The sequence below is a fragment of the Guptibacillus algicola genome (genome assembly GCF_020171805.1).
In the GTDB taxonomy this organism is placed as follows: Bacteria; Bacillota; Bacilli; order Bacillales; family Guptibacillaceae; genus Guptibacillus; species Guptibacillus algicola.
Map to the genome: position 1 here is coordinate 800,060 of NZ_JAIVAF010000001.1, position 14,247 is coordinate 814,306.

The 14,247-nt window shown below is 39.1% G+C and carries 15 protein-coding genes; 4 read left to right on the forward strand and 11 right to left on the reverse strand.

Annotated features, from left to right (window positions below; translation table 11 throughout):
- Positions 1-31: 31 nt before the first annotated feature.
- Together LCM09_RS04270 and LCM09_RS04275 are read left to right on the forward strand one after the other, a co-directional pair.
- Positions 32-1,300, forward strand: a complete 1,269-nt coding sequence (locus LCM09_RS04270) for a glutamate-5-semialdehyde dehydrogenase (RefSeq protein ID WP_224878918.1) — start codon at positions 32-34, stop codon at positions 1,298-1,300.
- Between the two features lie 167 nt (positions 1,301-1,467).
- Positions 1,468-2,580, forward strand: a complete 1,113-nt coding sequence (locus tag LCM09_RS04275) for an oxidoreductase (protein ID WP_224878919.1) — start codon at positions 1,468-1,470, stop codon at positions 2,578-2,580.
- Positions 2,581-2,624: 44 nt separating this feature from the next.
- Here LCM09_RS04275 and LCM09_RS04280 read toward each other — a convergent pair whose 3' ends face one another.
- The 8 genes from LCM09_RS04280 to LCM09_RS04315 all read right to left on the reverse strand — a co-directional run bounded on the left by LCM09_RS04280 (position 2,625) and on the right by LCM09_RS04315 (position 9,358).
- A complete protein-coding gene (locus LCM09_RS04280) occupies positions 2,625-3,857 on the reverse strand; it encodes a SpoIIE family protein phosphatase (protein ID WP_224878921.1) in 1,233 nt (410 codons plus the stop codon).
- Positions 3,857-4,705 carry an alpha/beta fold hydrolase gene (locus LCM09_RS04285; protein WP_224880075.1) on the reverse strand — a complete coding sequence of 283 codons (849 nt, stop codon included), beginning with the start codon at positions 4,703-4,705 and terminating at the stop codon, positions 3,857-3,859. Before LCM09_RS04285 ends, LCM09_RS04280 begins: the two co-directional genes overlap by 1 nt.
- A gap of 227 nt (positions 4,706-4,932) precedes the next feature.
- Entirely contained in the window at positions 4,933-5,577 is a 645-nt protein-coding gene (locus LCM09_RS04290; RefSeq protein WP_224878923.1) for a YczE/YyaS/YitT family protein, read from the reverse strand.
- A 238-nt stretch (positions 5,578-5,815) separates the two neighbouring features.
- A complete protein-coding gene (locus tag LCM09_RS04295) occupies positions 5,816-6,082 on the reverse strand; it encodes a hypothetical protein (protein ID WP_224878924.1) in 267 nt (88 codons plus the stop codon).
- Positions 6,083-6,180: 98 nt separating this feature from the next.
- Entirely contained in the window at positions 6,181-6,624 is a 444-nt protein-coding gene (locus LCM09_RS04300) for a hypothetical protein (RefSeq protein ID WP_224878926.1), read from the reverse strand.
- 286 nt (positions 6,625-6,910) lie between these two features.
- Positions 6,911-7,405, reverse strand: a complete 495-nt coding sequence (locus LCM09_RS04305; RefSeq protein ID WP_224878928.1) for an AAA family ATPase — start codon at positions 7,403-7,405, stop codon at positions 6,911-6,913.
- 213 nt (positions 7,406-7,618) lie between these two features.
- Positions 7,619-8,080, reverse strand: a complete 462-nt coding sequence (locus tag LCM09_RS04310; protein ID WP_224878930.1) for a hypothetical protein — start codon at positions 8,078-8,080, stop codon at positions 7,619-7,621.
- A 501-nt stretch (positions 8,081-8,581) separates the two neighbouring features.
- Positions 8,582-9,358 carry a 3-hydroxybutyrate dehydrogenase gene (locus LCM09_RS04315; RefSeq protein WP_224880077.1) on the reverse strand — a complete coding sequence of 259 codons (777 nt, stop codon included), beginning with the start codon at positions 9,356-9,358 and terminating at the stop codon, positions 8,582-8,584.
- A 252-nt stretch (positions 9,359-9,610) separates the two neighbouring features.
- Between LCM09_RS04315 and LCM09_RS04320 the strand changes: the two genes are divergently transcribed.
- Positions 9,611-10,891 carry a GntP family permease gene (locus tag LCM09_RS04320; RefSeq protein ID WP_224878932.1) on the forward strand — a complete coding sequence of 427 codons (1,281 nt, stop codon included), beginning with the start codon at positions 9,611-9,613 and terminating at the stop codon, positions 10,889-10,891.
- Between the two features lie 200 nt (positions 10,892-11,091).
- On the opposite strand, the gene LCM09_RS04325 is transcribed toward LCM09_RS04320, so the two are convergent.
- Positions 11,092-12,252 (reverse strand): MFS transporter, encoded by a 1,161-nt coding sequence (locus LCM09_RS04325; protein WP_224878934.1) that lies wholly within the window; start codon positions 12,250-12,252, stop codon positions 11,092-11,094.
- A 128-nt stretch (positions 12,253-12,380) separates the two neighbouring features.
- Between LCM09_RS04325 and LCM09_RS04330 the strand changes: the two genes are divergently transcribed.
- Positions 12,381-12,812, forward strand: coding sequence for a MarR family winged helix-turn-helix transcriptional regulator (locus tag LCM09_RS04330; RefSeq protein WP_224878936.1), 432 nt, complete (start codon positions 12,381-12,383; stop codon positions 12,810-12,812).
- An 89-nt stretch (positions 12,813-12,901) separates the two neighbouring features.
- On the opposite strand, the gene LCM09_RS04335 is transcribed toward LCM09_RS04330, so the two are convergent.
- Both LCM09_RS04335 and LCM09_RS04340 read right to left on the reverse strand, forming a co-directional pair.
- On the reverse strand, positions 12,902-13,459 hold the full coding sequence (locus LCM09_RS04335) for a hypothetical protein (RefSeq protein ID WP_224878938.1): 558 nt from the start codon (positions 13,457-13,459) through the stop codon (positions 12,902-12,904).
- A gap of 191 nt (positions 13,460-13,650) precedes the next feature.
- Positions 13,651-14,148, reverse strand: a complete 498-nt coding sequence (locus LCM09_RS04340) for a P-loop nucleotide/nucleoside kinase family protein (protein WP_224878940.1) — start codon at positions 14,146-14,148, stop codon at positions 13,651-13,653.
- Positions 14,149-14,247: the final 99 nt, after the last annotated feature.

The window sequence follows — 14,247 nt, forward strand, 5'->3', positions numbered from 1 at the left end:
TTAAGAACACTAATTTCACAGGAGGCGTTTGATGACTACTCTAAATACAACAGTAGAAGTAAATGTAAAAGAACAGGCGAAGCAGGCACAGAAAGCTTCTAAAAAGCTTTCGCTGCTTACGACTGAAGAAAAAAACGAAGCGCTCAACATTATCGCAGACGTGCTTGAAAAGGAAACGGATTATATCCTACAAGAAAACAACAAAGATCTTGAACGCGGTAAAGAAAAAGAATTTACTGAAGCATTTATGGATCGTCTTCGCTTAACTGAAGATCGCGTTAAAGATTTCGCAAACGGTCTTCGTGAAGTAGCACAGCTTGAAGATCCAGTTGGTGAAGTTCTTTCTGATTGGAATCTAGATAACGGTATGCAAGTCGAACAAGTTCGTGTACCTCTCGGCGTAATCGGAATGATTTATGAAGCTCGTCCGAATGTAACAGTTGATGCTACGGGACTTGCTCTTAAATCTGGTAATGCGATCGTATTAAAAGGCGGATCTAACGCTCTTAATTCCAACAAAGGAATTGTAAAAGTTATTCATTCCGCTCTTCCTAAAACAAAGATTCCAGTGGATGCAGTACAACTAATCGCAACAACAGACCGTAAAGCGACAAGCGAACTGTTCACGATGAAAGAGCATATCGATGTGCTAATCCCTCGTGGTGGCGGAGCACTTATTAACACGGTTGTTAACAATGCAACAGTTCCTGTCCTTGAAACAGGTGTAGGTAACTGCCATATCTATTTTGATAAAGCAGCTGATGCAAAAAAAGCAATCAACATTTTTATTAATGCAAAAACAGATCGACCAGCAGTATGTAACGCTGCTGAGACACTTATCGTGCACAAAGAATGGTTGAACGAGAACAAAGACCTTCTTGAAAAATCTCTTGCTGATAACAACATCAAAATTCATGGTGACGAGCACATCGTTAATACGTTTAAAGATGCAGTCCTTGCAGACGAAGATGACTGGAGCAATGAGTATCTTGGACTTGAAATTGCAATTAAATCAGTTGAAAGCACACAAGAAGCAATCGACCACATCGAAACGTACGGAACGAAGCACTCTGAAGCTATTATTACAGAAGACCCAGAATCAGCTTCACTATTTCGTAACTTAGTCGATGCAGCAGCAGTATATCACAATGCTTCTACTCGCTTTACAGACGGATCAGCTCTTGGTTTCGGTGCAGAGATCGGTATCTCAACACAGAAACTGCATGCAAGAGGACCTATGGGTCTACCAGCACTGACAACGATTAAGTATTGCATGACTGGTACTGGCCAGATTCGATAGAACCTTCAGAGAGATAACTCCTTCAAAAGGGGTTATCTTTTTTTGTGTAGTGAGCGCATGAACTGGGTAAAGATGAACAGCCTACTGTAGTGAGCATATGGTTCGAGAAAAGCCCTCATTCCATTTATAATGAATTACGATATCTTTAATTCGAAAGGGTGAAAGAAATGAAATACGATCATTTATATACAGAACAAAAGCTCGGTAAACATACTCTATCTAACAGATTTATCGTCGCTCCAATGACCCGAATTACTGCAACTGATGATGGTAGCGCAACGAATAAGATGCGTGACTACTACGAACGGTATGCAAAAGGTGGGTTTAGCGCAATCATTACAGAAGGAATTTATACTGATCAGCTTTACAGTCAAGGCTATTTAAACCAACCTGGTCTTACGAATGAAAACCATGTAAATGCGTGGAAGGAAATCGTTGATACGGTGCACCAACATGATACAGCTATCATTGCTCAGCTTATGCACGCTGGTGGACAAAGTCAGGGAAATGTTTATACAGATACTACTGTAGCCCCTTCAGACATTGCTCCTAAAGGAGAGCAACTTGGATTTTACGGTGGATCAGGTCCTTTCCAAAAACCTAAATCGCTAACGAAGGAAGATATTGAGCAAATTCGTGTGTCATTCGTTCAATCTGCTCGCTATGCAGAGGAAGCTGGCTTTGACGGAGTAGAAATTCATGGGGCCAACGGCTATCTTCTGGATCAGTTTTTAACAGATTATACAAATAACCGCTCGGATGAATATGGTGGTTCGTTAGAAAATCGCCTGAGACTAATTACTGAAGTGATAAAAGATGTAAAGAATGCTGTAGGTGAAGATTTCACTGTAGGTATCCGGATATCACAGATAAAAGTTGCTGATCCTTCTTACAAATGGCCTGATGGGGAAGAGTCAGCTCAATTAATCTTCTCTACCCTAAACAACACTGGCCTCGACTACATCCATGTTACAGATGGCGATGCAGCTCAATCAGCGTTCGGTGAAGGAACAAAATCCTTAACTTCTGCAGCCAAGGCTTTCTCTACCCTTCCTATCATAGCTAATGGCGGACTTGGCGATCTACAAAAGGCTAGCAAGCTAATTACAGATGGAGACGCGGATTTTGTTAGTCTAGGTACTAGCGCACTTGCAAACCCAGATTATCCAAACCGCTTAGCGAAAGGTGAAGAACTTAAGTCATTTGACTTCGAAAACACTCTTCTGCCTATTGCCTATATTAAAGATCATGAAATTGAAATGGATTTAGTAAAAGCCTGAGAACGATTCCTCTCCTTTTGGAGGGGGATTTTTTTATTCGGAGACTACATTCCTTTATTCAATACATCTACTCCGTCCTTCAAATCAATCAATATAAAGCATTTATCGTCTTCTTGGTGATATGTAGCTTGTTCTTCAACTAACTGGAGAAGTTTCTCTTTCAGAACAGGTAAAGGAACAGTTGGGTATCTTTTTAATAAAGCAGAAAGATAGTGTGAGTCATAAGGGTCGATGACACCATCCGTATATAGAAGTAAACGATCACCCTTCTCGTAATTGAACGTTTCATAATCAAAATTCATGTTTGAAAAGGTCCCGATTGGGGGACATGTTGATGAAAGTTCATATTGTTCATACGTATTGTGCTGCCATAATGCAGGTGGATGTCCTGCATTTAGATAGTGTACTGTTTGGTTAAACGTATTGATTAAAAGATAAATTACTGTACAATAATGCCACGTTTCCTCATTATTTTGAAATAGCCCATGCAGATGATTATCTAATTCTTTCATTAAAAAATCCGGAGAAACCCCTTTTGAAATTAACCGTTGAAACACAGATTGAAGAGACATCGTGATTAATGAGGAAGAAATTCCATGTCCCATTACATCTAGAATAATAATTCCATATTGATGAGGGTTAATTTGATAGACGCCAAACATATCGCCTGACAGATCACTAGAGGCTTCATAATAGGATTCAATTTGTATAAAATCATTTTTAATAGGACTCGTTAATGAAGCCTCTTGGATGATTTTAGCAAGATGCAATTCCTTCTTCGTTTCTGTTTTGAACGTCTGATTTTCTTCGTTAAGATTCATCAACTCTGCTTGTTTCGTTTCTAGCTCCTTCAAAGCGATTTCTAGCTTTTCATTCGCCTTTCGTTTTTCTAACAAAGCAGACTCTGCTTTTTTCCGCGCAATGAGCAATTCATTTTCGTACTCATTTCTTTTATGCATAGGCACAAGTACACAGTCTATTTCCCTCGTCCCTTTTCTTAGCACTGCGTTGATTAACACGGGAATCTCAACTCCGTCTAAAGACTTCAGAGAAAAGTACATTTCTTCAACAGGTTTGCCTGTTTTTATTATAGGAACAAAATAGAATTGGTAAAAAACTCGCGCAGGGACTGTTAGGATAATGTTAACGTTCTCTCCCATCAATTGCTCTAATTCATATCCTAGGAGCTGTAGTAATGTTTGATTAGCAGATAGGATTGTTCCTTCTTCTGAGAGTGTAAGAAATCCACATGGTGCAAAATTAAATCGGTCTTCCATTAGGGGAGATCACCAATTCGTTTCAGCTCAGAAACGTTCTCAGACTTATCCATGAGGTATTCACGGATAAAGTGACTGGTTTCTTCAGGATAACTCATATGAGGACAATGACCAGTGGCCTCCATGAGCTTGTAGGTGCTAGTAGGAAGCTGTTCATGAAGATATTCACCAACATTAACTGGCGCAATAATGTCTTCTGAACACTGAAGTATGAGAGTAGAGATTCTTACGTTCGGTAAATCCTTTCGATTATCAGTAAAGAAGGTAGCCTGTGCGAATTGAAGAGCGATGATAGGGTCAGTCGAACAAAAGCGAGATTCAAGATCACGAGCAAGTTCAGGTCTATCTATGTTACTCATTGCACTCACAGAGAAGGCATTGGCCCATCCGATATAATTTTTCTCCATTAATTCTAGTAAACCTAATAGCTCCTCCCTTTCAAATCCACCATGGTAATGAGGTGGGTCATTTAAATAACAAGGCGATGGTCCTAGCATAATAAGATCGGAAAAATACTCTGGACGTTTCAAGGAGGCAAGCATACCAATCGTACCTCCTACTGAATGCCCTACAAAGATCGCATCTCTTATGTCTAGTGCAGCACAAACATCCAGGACATCCTCGGCATAGCCTTCCAAATTGCTGTACCTCGTCTCATCATAGGCACCTATATCTGAATTTCCTGATCCAACGTAATCAAAAAGAATGACTTTATAATCCTTTTCGAAAGACTCCGCAACTAACCTCCACACATTCTGGTCACAACCAAAACCTGGTGCGAAGAGCATGGGAATCTCCCCTTGTCCGTAGATATTTACATTGTTACGCGACAGGATACTCTCATTCATCATACAGGCTCCTCTCTAAAATTTTACTAAAGTAATAAATTTGTATTATTGGAAAACACTTACACAGGGGCCCTTTAAAAAGATATTATCTAAAAAAGTATTCAATATGTCTATGGACTTTCCCTTCTTCTTTGATAAATATACTTCTACAGTATGACTCTATCTAGCACAAAAAAACGCATGCTTATGCATGCGTCTTGTAAGGTTTATTTCGTTAGTAATGCTCATTATGAAAGGTCTTTTGCTGTAGCATCTTTACTATTATCATAACTAAGAATAGCTGCAAGTAACCATTTACATTGTGGTAGTGCAACGCTAATAACTTTACCAAGCATAAATGCGATCACAATACTACCTATTCCAACTGGTCCTCCGAGAGCCCAACCAATTAATAAAACTGCTATTTCAATACCATTTCTAACCCAATCAATTCGCCAGCCTGTCTTTTCAACTATTAAAAGCATAATTCCATCTCTAGGACCTGCCCCAAGACCAGATGTAACATATACGCCTATTCCATAACCGAGAATGACTAGACCACTTATATAAATTACACCCTGAATCACAATAGTGGAGGGATCAGGAAGTAAGAACAAAAACAAATCTATGAAAAGGCCAAGAAACAGCATATTTAAAAATGCTCCTTTTTGAGGTAACGATTTCGAATATAGTGATGTAAAGCCAAGAATGACAAACCCGGTAATTATTGACCATGTACCGATCGTAAGACCGAATTGTTTATATAAGCCATAATGAAAAACATCCCAGGGGCCAATTCCAAAAGCTTTCCCTTTGATTGTCATAGCGATACCAAGGCCAAGAATAGCTAACCCAATAAAAAAGAAACTCCATCTGATCATTCTTTCTCGCATATAAGCTCCCCCTTTCAGTCTTATCGTTTCGTCTCATAGTTTCCAAACCTCAAAAACTATATCATATGAAAGAAAACATAAAAACCACCCGGGAAACTGGGTTTTACACAAAAAAACAGTCTCTCATATTTGAGAAACTGCCTTTATAACTGGATTATTATTTCTAGCTTGATTTGCAAAGCATCCATTAATTCATAAACTCTCCTTCAAGTCGATTTTGATAGGAATCTATTGATTTCTAATTAAGCATCTCCCATAATTTGCTACTTTCCATCTCAAACAACTGACCAAACACACCTAAAGTTCTAATTACTGTTTCCCCACCTTCAGAGTCCTCAAATCTTTGTTCGTAAGAGGAATAGATACCGGTGTTTTTGAAGTGAGAAGAACTTAAACGAATACGACCTTCTCCATTCGTACAACTTCCATCTACTTCACATTCGATATTGTATTTTTGGGAAACCCATTTATCAACAACTGCTTGAGATGGTGTAGTTGACGCCATTACTAAGACTATTATTCCAATTGCAACACATGCATAATACATCAGCTTCTTTAACAAGAGAAAGACCCTTTCGATTCAAAATTCATTCCTTTCCTACCTTATAAAAGGTACGGAAGATATAAAATAACGGATGATACTATTCCAGTAATTCCAACAATTAGGGTTCCAATAACAAAAGGGTGAGAAGATAGCCGAAAGATTGAAATACTACTAGATTTATAACCTGAACTGAAATTCGCTACTGTTCTACTAGCATTCTGATGAAAAGGTCTAAAGTACCCTGGCAGCCAAACAATAGCTATTAATAGTATGCTACAAGTGAACCAGGAATCCGCAAGAGTCCATTGAGTTTTCCATGAAAAAAGAAAAACCAAAATAGCATCAAATAAAATCGTTAACAAAACAAGGAAGACATACTTTACCTTACTACTCAACTTATTCTCTAAATACTTATTAACTGTCGAAGAAGCAGCACTTAGTGAGAAAGCAAGCATAAGAGTACCTAGTAAGAACACCAAACCAAAAAGAAACTTATAAATCAAAGCATTAAACTCCCCCCTATTAAACCTCCTATACATAATGCAAATTCAGGCAACATGATCATGCCAAGAAATAAACAGCATTATTAGAAACTCAGTGTTCCATGAAGAGGATTTAAGGATCATCTGCCCTCTTTAATCAATACGAACATCTTTGGAAAAAGTTTCAAAACAAAACAGCATATTGATAGATTTCACCAATCCATATATGCTGTTTCAATATTATTCTGTTAATACGCCCTAAACAACACATTCATCTAATCGATTATTAAAGATGCGTTCCTAGCGTTTATTTTTCTTCAGTTTCTTGAAAAATCGCGTCAACGACGTGCTGGATTGGAGCCGTGGCGTCTATTAGTATTCCGTCTCTTGGAATATCTTCTTTTGTATGGTGCAATCGCACAATGAGTTCCCTTTCCGATATCTTTCCCCCAAACTCTTTTTCCGGCCGCTCAATAAGCCGCCGGTTCAATGTATCAATATCGACATCGAGGACAAAAACTGCGTCAAAAAGGTCTATGAATTTCGAAAAGTTCCTTGAACCACCACAGAAAAATGTTACCTCCTCATCCGAGTTAGCAATCAAGGCTTTTACTTTATCTACATGCCAAATGTGGTTCTGGTGCGTTGCAGTATCCGTCCGTGTGCCGGTTTCAGGGTCACCTTGATAAGCCAATTCGCGATCGCCATGAATAGCATGGAAGCCTCGCCGCTGCAATTCGTTACAGACCGTAGTTTTGCCAGTGCAGGAAACACCCTCAATTAAATAATTCCTATTACCCATGGCTAGACCTCCCCCCAATAAATAACCTATAAAAAGAACAAAGGAATACTACCATCTTTAAGACTGTTGTACAGCTGAATTCACCTTTCACTAAAAGATGATTAATCAAAAGAGTGAGGTAGCTTGCCAGCTCGCCGGCAGGAAAGCGAACCGCTTCCCAACCCATCCTATTAAGTAACAGCCCCACTATCTAGATATCAAGTTTTCTTTTCATTAAATAGATGTTAGATCCTCTATTACAACTTTCCGATCGTCCTCTTTAGCAATTTCATCACAAGCTTTATAAGCGAGTTTTTTATATTTGTTACTATCTTCCTCTTGGTTTCCAACCTTGTATGCCCGAGCTATTGCTTCATAAGCGAATGCAAGATCAAAATCTTTTATTTCTTCACGCAAACAAACATCCAAACTTTGTTGAGCGTGATGAAGAGCTGGTTCGAACCGACCTAATACAGCATAAACTCGAGAAACTTGCCAATCTCCTCTAGCCGTATTGATTGGCTCCCCAATGACTTCCCAATGATAACGGGAAGCATGTGCCATATGTATCATAGTTTCATTTTCACGATCCGTTCTTTCTTTTTTATCTAAGTAATCCCAAGTTGAGTTAAATAGTGTGACGGCCATAAGTTTATGGAATTCCTTTTTATTTAATCGTTTTTCTTCTACTTGCATTTCCTCTCCTCCTTTTATAAAAGTTTCGATATGGTTGTATGTTTATCCTTTGTAAGATTGATTGGGGAGAGCGGTTGCATTCCCGGAGGCGAAACTCATCCCCCTTTCCCCGCCACCCCTTGCTTGATTATGGTGAACGGGCCCGTGGATTTAACGAGAAAAAAGTTTACCGAGTCAAAGCCCACATATCTACTGCATAGTAGAAAAAACATGGCAGTAAATTATTCAAGAAATCTTGACTTACAACTACACATTAGATCCAGCACTAAAACAACGAGGAATAACTTCCTAAAAAAAATAGAAAGCATATCCTATTTACGGATATGCTTCTGAAGGCCTGAAAATCGATATCTATGTTCTGAAATGGAAGCAATTTTGTTGCTTTAAAAATGGAACAACCAAGTAAAAAAGGTTCGGTTCATCAAGATGTGATGAACCGAACCTTTTTTCGCCAAGAAATCCTAGCCTTGCTTTAATAATTGTTAGAAAGCTCTTTGAAACTTATTGAGCAGTATACCCACCATCGATTACGACGGCTTGTCCTGTTACACTTTTCGCCTTATCACTTGCAAGGAACATGGAGTAGTTTGCAATTTCTTCCACTTGTAGCAGGCGTTTTTGCGGTACAAGTGGATAGATGACTTCCTCAAGCACTTTTTCCAATTCTACTCCACGGGATTTTGCCAAGTCTTCTAATTGACCACGAACTAGTGGTGTATCAACATAGCCTGGTGCTACTGCGTTAACCGTGATGCCGTGTTCCGCTCCTTCTAGTGCACTCACTTTTGTCAAGCCAATCACGCCGTGTTTGGCACTGTTGTATGCGGCTTTTCCTGAGAAACCGATCACACCGTTAATAGACGCCATGTTCAGGATACGGCCATACCCTTGTTCTTTCATGATTGGGAAAACAGCCTTCGTCGCAATAAATGGTGCTGTTAACATGATGTCCTGCATCAACTTGAATTTAGATGTAGGGAATTCTTCGATTGGTGATACGTGTTGAAGGCCAGCGTTGTTGATTAGAACATCAATGCGACCGTATGTTTCTACCGTTTGATTAATCGCAGCATTGATTTCTTCTTCACTTGTTACATCCGCTTTTACGCCAATTGCCGTCAGGTTTTGATCAGTCAGCGCTTTTGCCGCTTTCTCTACGCCTTCCTCGTTAATATCAGATAAAACGACTTTCGCACCGTTCTTGGCAAACGTTTCTCCGATTTCATACCCGATGCCTTGTGCTGCTCCTGTAATGAATACTACTTTGTTTTCAACCATATCTCTCATTCTCCTTTCAGACTGCATTAACTTATGACACAACCAAGATGGTAACAAAAAGAAAATTCCATTTCACTCATAGTGAATTATGCTAAATTTTCTCTTTTTATAGAAAAATGCTTTAATTCTCTATCTTACTAAATCTATTGATTCGTCCAAGTCGTAGGAGTAAGATATTTCATGTTGCAAAAGAGTTTGTCGATTTTTGTAAAATGCTAATTTTACATAACTACTACCAAAGGAGGTAATGAGATGTTTGCAATCGTTATTGGACTTGTGTCCTTGATGATCATGGCCTACTTAGGGTGGTCGATTCTATGGATTGCTCCGATTGCAGCTTCGATCGTAGCGATTCTTTCAGGCATGGATATTCTAGAAGCATTTACTTCTGACTTCATGACCGGGTTTTCAACTTTCGCGAGAGACTTCTTCCCGATCTTCCTATTCGGAGCTATCTTCGGAAAGCTTATGGAAGTCACAGGAAGTGCACGGGTAGTCGCAAGCTTTTTATCTAGGATTGTTGGGAAACAGCGAGCAATCTTAGGAGTGCTGTTAGGTGCTGCCATTCTGACGTATGGCGGTGTCAGTCTATTTGTGGTCGTATTCGTCATGTATCCATTGGCCATCAATTTGTTCAGAGAGGCGGATATTAGTCGAAAAGTGATCCCTGGTACGATTGTACTTGGTGCGTTCACCTTTACGATGACCGCTTTACCGGGTACGGCACAAGTGCAAAACTATATCCCTACAGAATACTTTGATACAACGATGATGGCAGCGCCAATCATGGGTATTGTGACTGGTTTGATCATGGCTGTGGGCGGTTATTTCTATCTTTCTTACAGAGCTAATAAACTGACCAGAGCGGGTGAGGGCTTTACAGAGCCGAAAAGTAAAGCTGGAACAGAGAGTAATGGGAACGATCCGAATGTCTTCCTATCCTTCTTGCCTTTGATTTGTGTCGTATTGCTTATTAATATTTTCGACGTAGAGATGCTAATTGCGTTGTTGGTTGGGATCATTTTAACGATTGTTCTGAATTGGAAAGCATTTCATGAGTTCATTACTGCTTTGAATGATGGAGCAAAAGGGGCAGTAACAGCTGTTGTGAATACAGGCGCAGCGGTAGGTTTCGGAGCTGTCGTACAAGCTTCTCCCGCTTTTCCAGCCATTAAAGAAGCTTTGTTGAACATCAAAGGTGGGCTTGTCATCTCTGATGCCCTAGCCACTCAACTGCTCGCGATGATTACCGGTTCTGCTTCCGGCGGAATGAACATCACATTGAACGCTCTTGGTTCTGATTACTATCAGCAAGCGATGGATATGGGAATGAACCCTGAAATCCTGCACCGTATCACAGCGATCGCATCTGGTGCATCTATCCTTCCGCACAACGGAGCATTATTGACGGTGTTTGCCATTACCGGTTTAACTCACAAAGATTCTTACAAAGATATCTTCTTTGTCGGTTTACTCATTCCGTTTATCGCGACCATCGTCGGGATTTTGATGTCTTATGTTGGTATTGTATAAACTAGTTCTTCCTTCACACTAAATAGATTGCATTAATGAGAAGAATTTTTGTAAATCAAACAGAGGCTGGGGGGAAACCTAGTAATTAAAAAAAGAGTGGCACTGTGGACAATGGAGTTGTTCGCAGGGTCACTCTTTCTTTATTATCTGATCTGAAAAATCGCCACTCCTTTAGCCGGAATGACGATTATCGTGAAGGTTCAATGAGTTTGTACCATTTGACGATTGTTATTTCTTTTAAGCCATATTGAATAGCATAAGATAATTAAGATGCCAATAGAAATAGCAATTGCATAAATAATGACTAGGTTAGTTGAAATCCCTTCAACAAGTGATGAAAGAAACTGCCCTAAGAATGTAAACGAAGAGAAATATGCTAGGTTCTTTCCTCGATTGCTTACATTACTTTTTTCGACAACCATATGATTCGCCAAAGGAATCGTGAAACCAAAGCCGAATCCGATAACGATGCCGGCTATAATTGCAACTATAAAGAAACTCTGACCTAACATTAATAGAATGAAACCAAGTGTAAACAGAGAAAATCCGGTGATGAGCGTTTGATAATCAGAGAACTTTTTGACCATTTTCGGCATAACGCTAGCTGAAATAACGGCTATAAGTGAAATCATAGCTAGGAAATAGCCCGTCGTCGTGGATCCTAATTGAAAGCTATCTGCTAGATAGAAAGGTAGTGTGATAAATGCGATAAAAAACATTGTCATCGCTAATAAAGCCGATAGCAACACAGGAAAAATAGTTTTCCAGTTGTCTTCTTTCGATGATTCTTGTCCCTCTTCTGAATGATTTCCTTTCCTGAAAGGCACAAAAACCATGATGAACATCAGAGCAATCCATGCGATGAAATAAATCATAAATGGCCACTGCCACCCTAATCCACCAAGTAGCCCACCAATACTTAGAAAAATAATTCCGCCTGCTTCAATCGACATGCCCTGAAGAGCAATCATTTTCAAGCGCTCTTCTCCTACAAAGAATTCAGCGAGGAGTCCAGTTGAAGAAGCCATGACGATTGCTGTCGCTCCACCTAGTAAAATCCGATCAGCAAATAAGGGGATCGTTTCGGTCAACCAAATAGCTGATACCCCGAGTGCTCCATACAACACTAACCCTATGCATAAAGAAGTATATGATCCAATTCGGTCGATTAGCCGACCAGCAAGTGGTGCGAAAATAACAACTCCAAGTGCTGGCAGTGTCGTTAACCAGGTGGCCATATCTTCTACTCCATAATGCTGTGATATTTTTAAGAGAGCGGGTGTAGTAGCACTTCCTACCATTATCGTTAAGCTTGCCGTAAGCATTAATGAAAAGATACCAACTTTTGATAATTTGTTCATCGTTTTACCTCCTTCATTACAAAAAACAGCATAGCACAATATAATTAGTTAGGAAACTAATTAAACCTCGATCGATATTTGTTTTTCTTTTATGCTAAAATACAGTTAGTTTAGGAGGTAGTACTCTCATGTATAAATCCCATAAAAACGACATCGGATATCAAATTCAACAAATCTCTCATTTAGTAAAACAACTTCAGAATGAACGACTAGTACAAGAAGGTCTTAGTATCTCTCATATGAATGTCATGTTTGTGTTGTATGAAGAAAATCGAGTGAATCAATCACATATTCAAAATAACCTCGGCATTAAAGCTTCTTCTCTTTCTAAGCTGGTTGATATTTTAATACAAAAGGGGTTAGTGACACGAGAATCATTAGATGGAGACGCTCGTTCTAAAATCATCTGTCTCACAGCTCTCGGCAAAGAAAAAAAGTCACAGCTCTATCAAATACGAGACGAATTAGAAAAGCAGTTGACCGAACATTTAAGTGAAGCAGAGACCGAGCAACTTGCTAAGATGCTCTCACGAGTAAAGAGCAACATCGTTAAGGAATAGCAACGTTGATCTCCCAGTCCAATAAAAAGAACTCCTCTTACCAGGAGTTCTTTCTGCTTTATTCATGTGTCTGTGATACTTAAACTCAATTATTGCAAGTAGTCACGAAATTCTTCATCATTCGTATATCGAATGCTAGTTATTTTCCCTTCTTCATTAGTGGACGCTGTACCTTCAATATTCATGGTATCTCTTTCATCACTATCCTTATTGGTATAAGTAACCTCCACATTAAAATGATAGTCTCCCTCTTTAGCTTCTCTTTCTTCAAGTGTGATTTCATTTACTTCCAATATATATTTAGGATAAGCAGCTTGTAAGAACCTTATTGCTCCATTGAGTTTTATTATGTGGCTCTCGTAAAAAGCATCGCTCATATGAGGTTTGAAATCTTCTTGATAATAATTAGTGAGCTTTTTATTATATTCCTCCATATCTCCAGTGGGATCTAATAATTTTACCTGTTCTTCATTTGGACCAGTAAATATTTTTTCTAAGACGCTTCGGACATTTGTCTTAGCTTCTTCGTTCTGGCCCTGGCTCTTTTTATCGCTTTCCTCTGAGCTATTGGAGTTCGTGCAACCTACAGCCAATACTAGAGTTCCCAATAGCATAAAAAGCAAAAGGTAGTTCTTGAATTTTTCCATTAAATAACACACCCAATTCTTAAATTTCAATAGAATCCCTTACACTGGACTAACAATCTAAATGATTAGTGGTCTTTCATCCAACTAATAACTCCTTTCTAACGTGAAATAAAAGAATGTACTTGTATCTCACAAGCAGTGAAGCAGAGACTAGTAGGAGTAAGATTTTTCTCACTGTGTTGAACTCCTTGTTATTCTTTTCCACTAAACTCTAAAACATTTAATCCTTCGGATGCTTCTGGTGCTTCAAAGAATGTAGTAACATGAATAAACACATCTTCAGTGTCAAAAGCTGCTCTTTCTGGTTGTTCGTTACGCCTTTTTGCAATTCGGCGTAAGCATTGCTCGTTATTTAGATTAAGGTATATTAGTTGATGGCTAGCATTGACCTCTGACGCCATATTAAAAAACCACTTTCGCTGTTTTTGAGTGTTAGCTGGAAAATCCATCACGACATCTGTACCAACACTTAATATGTTTTGGACATGTTTTTTCACTAACGGCTTTAGCTGTGCTGAAAATTTCATATAATCCTCAAATGATGCAATCTGATTGGGATAAAGATATGAAAGCCATTCATCCTCTGACAACAGTACCGCATGTTTATCGATCGCCATTTGCTGTGATTTCGTTGACTTTCCTGCACCCATTTTCCCACAGAAAAAGTATAGCGTCCCTGATTGTTTCAAGTTTACTAACCTCCCCGCTTATTCTAGTATTTACTACAATGAATGTGCTCTCTTCGACAAAATAAGGTCGATGTATGATTGTTTTTGTGCTATCCTCTC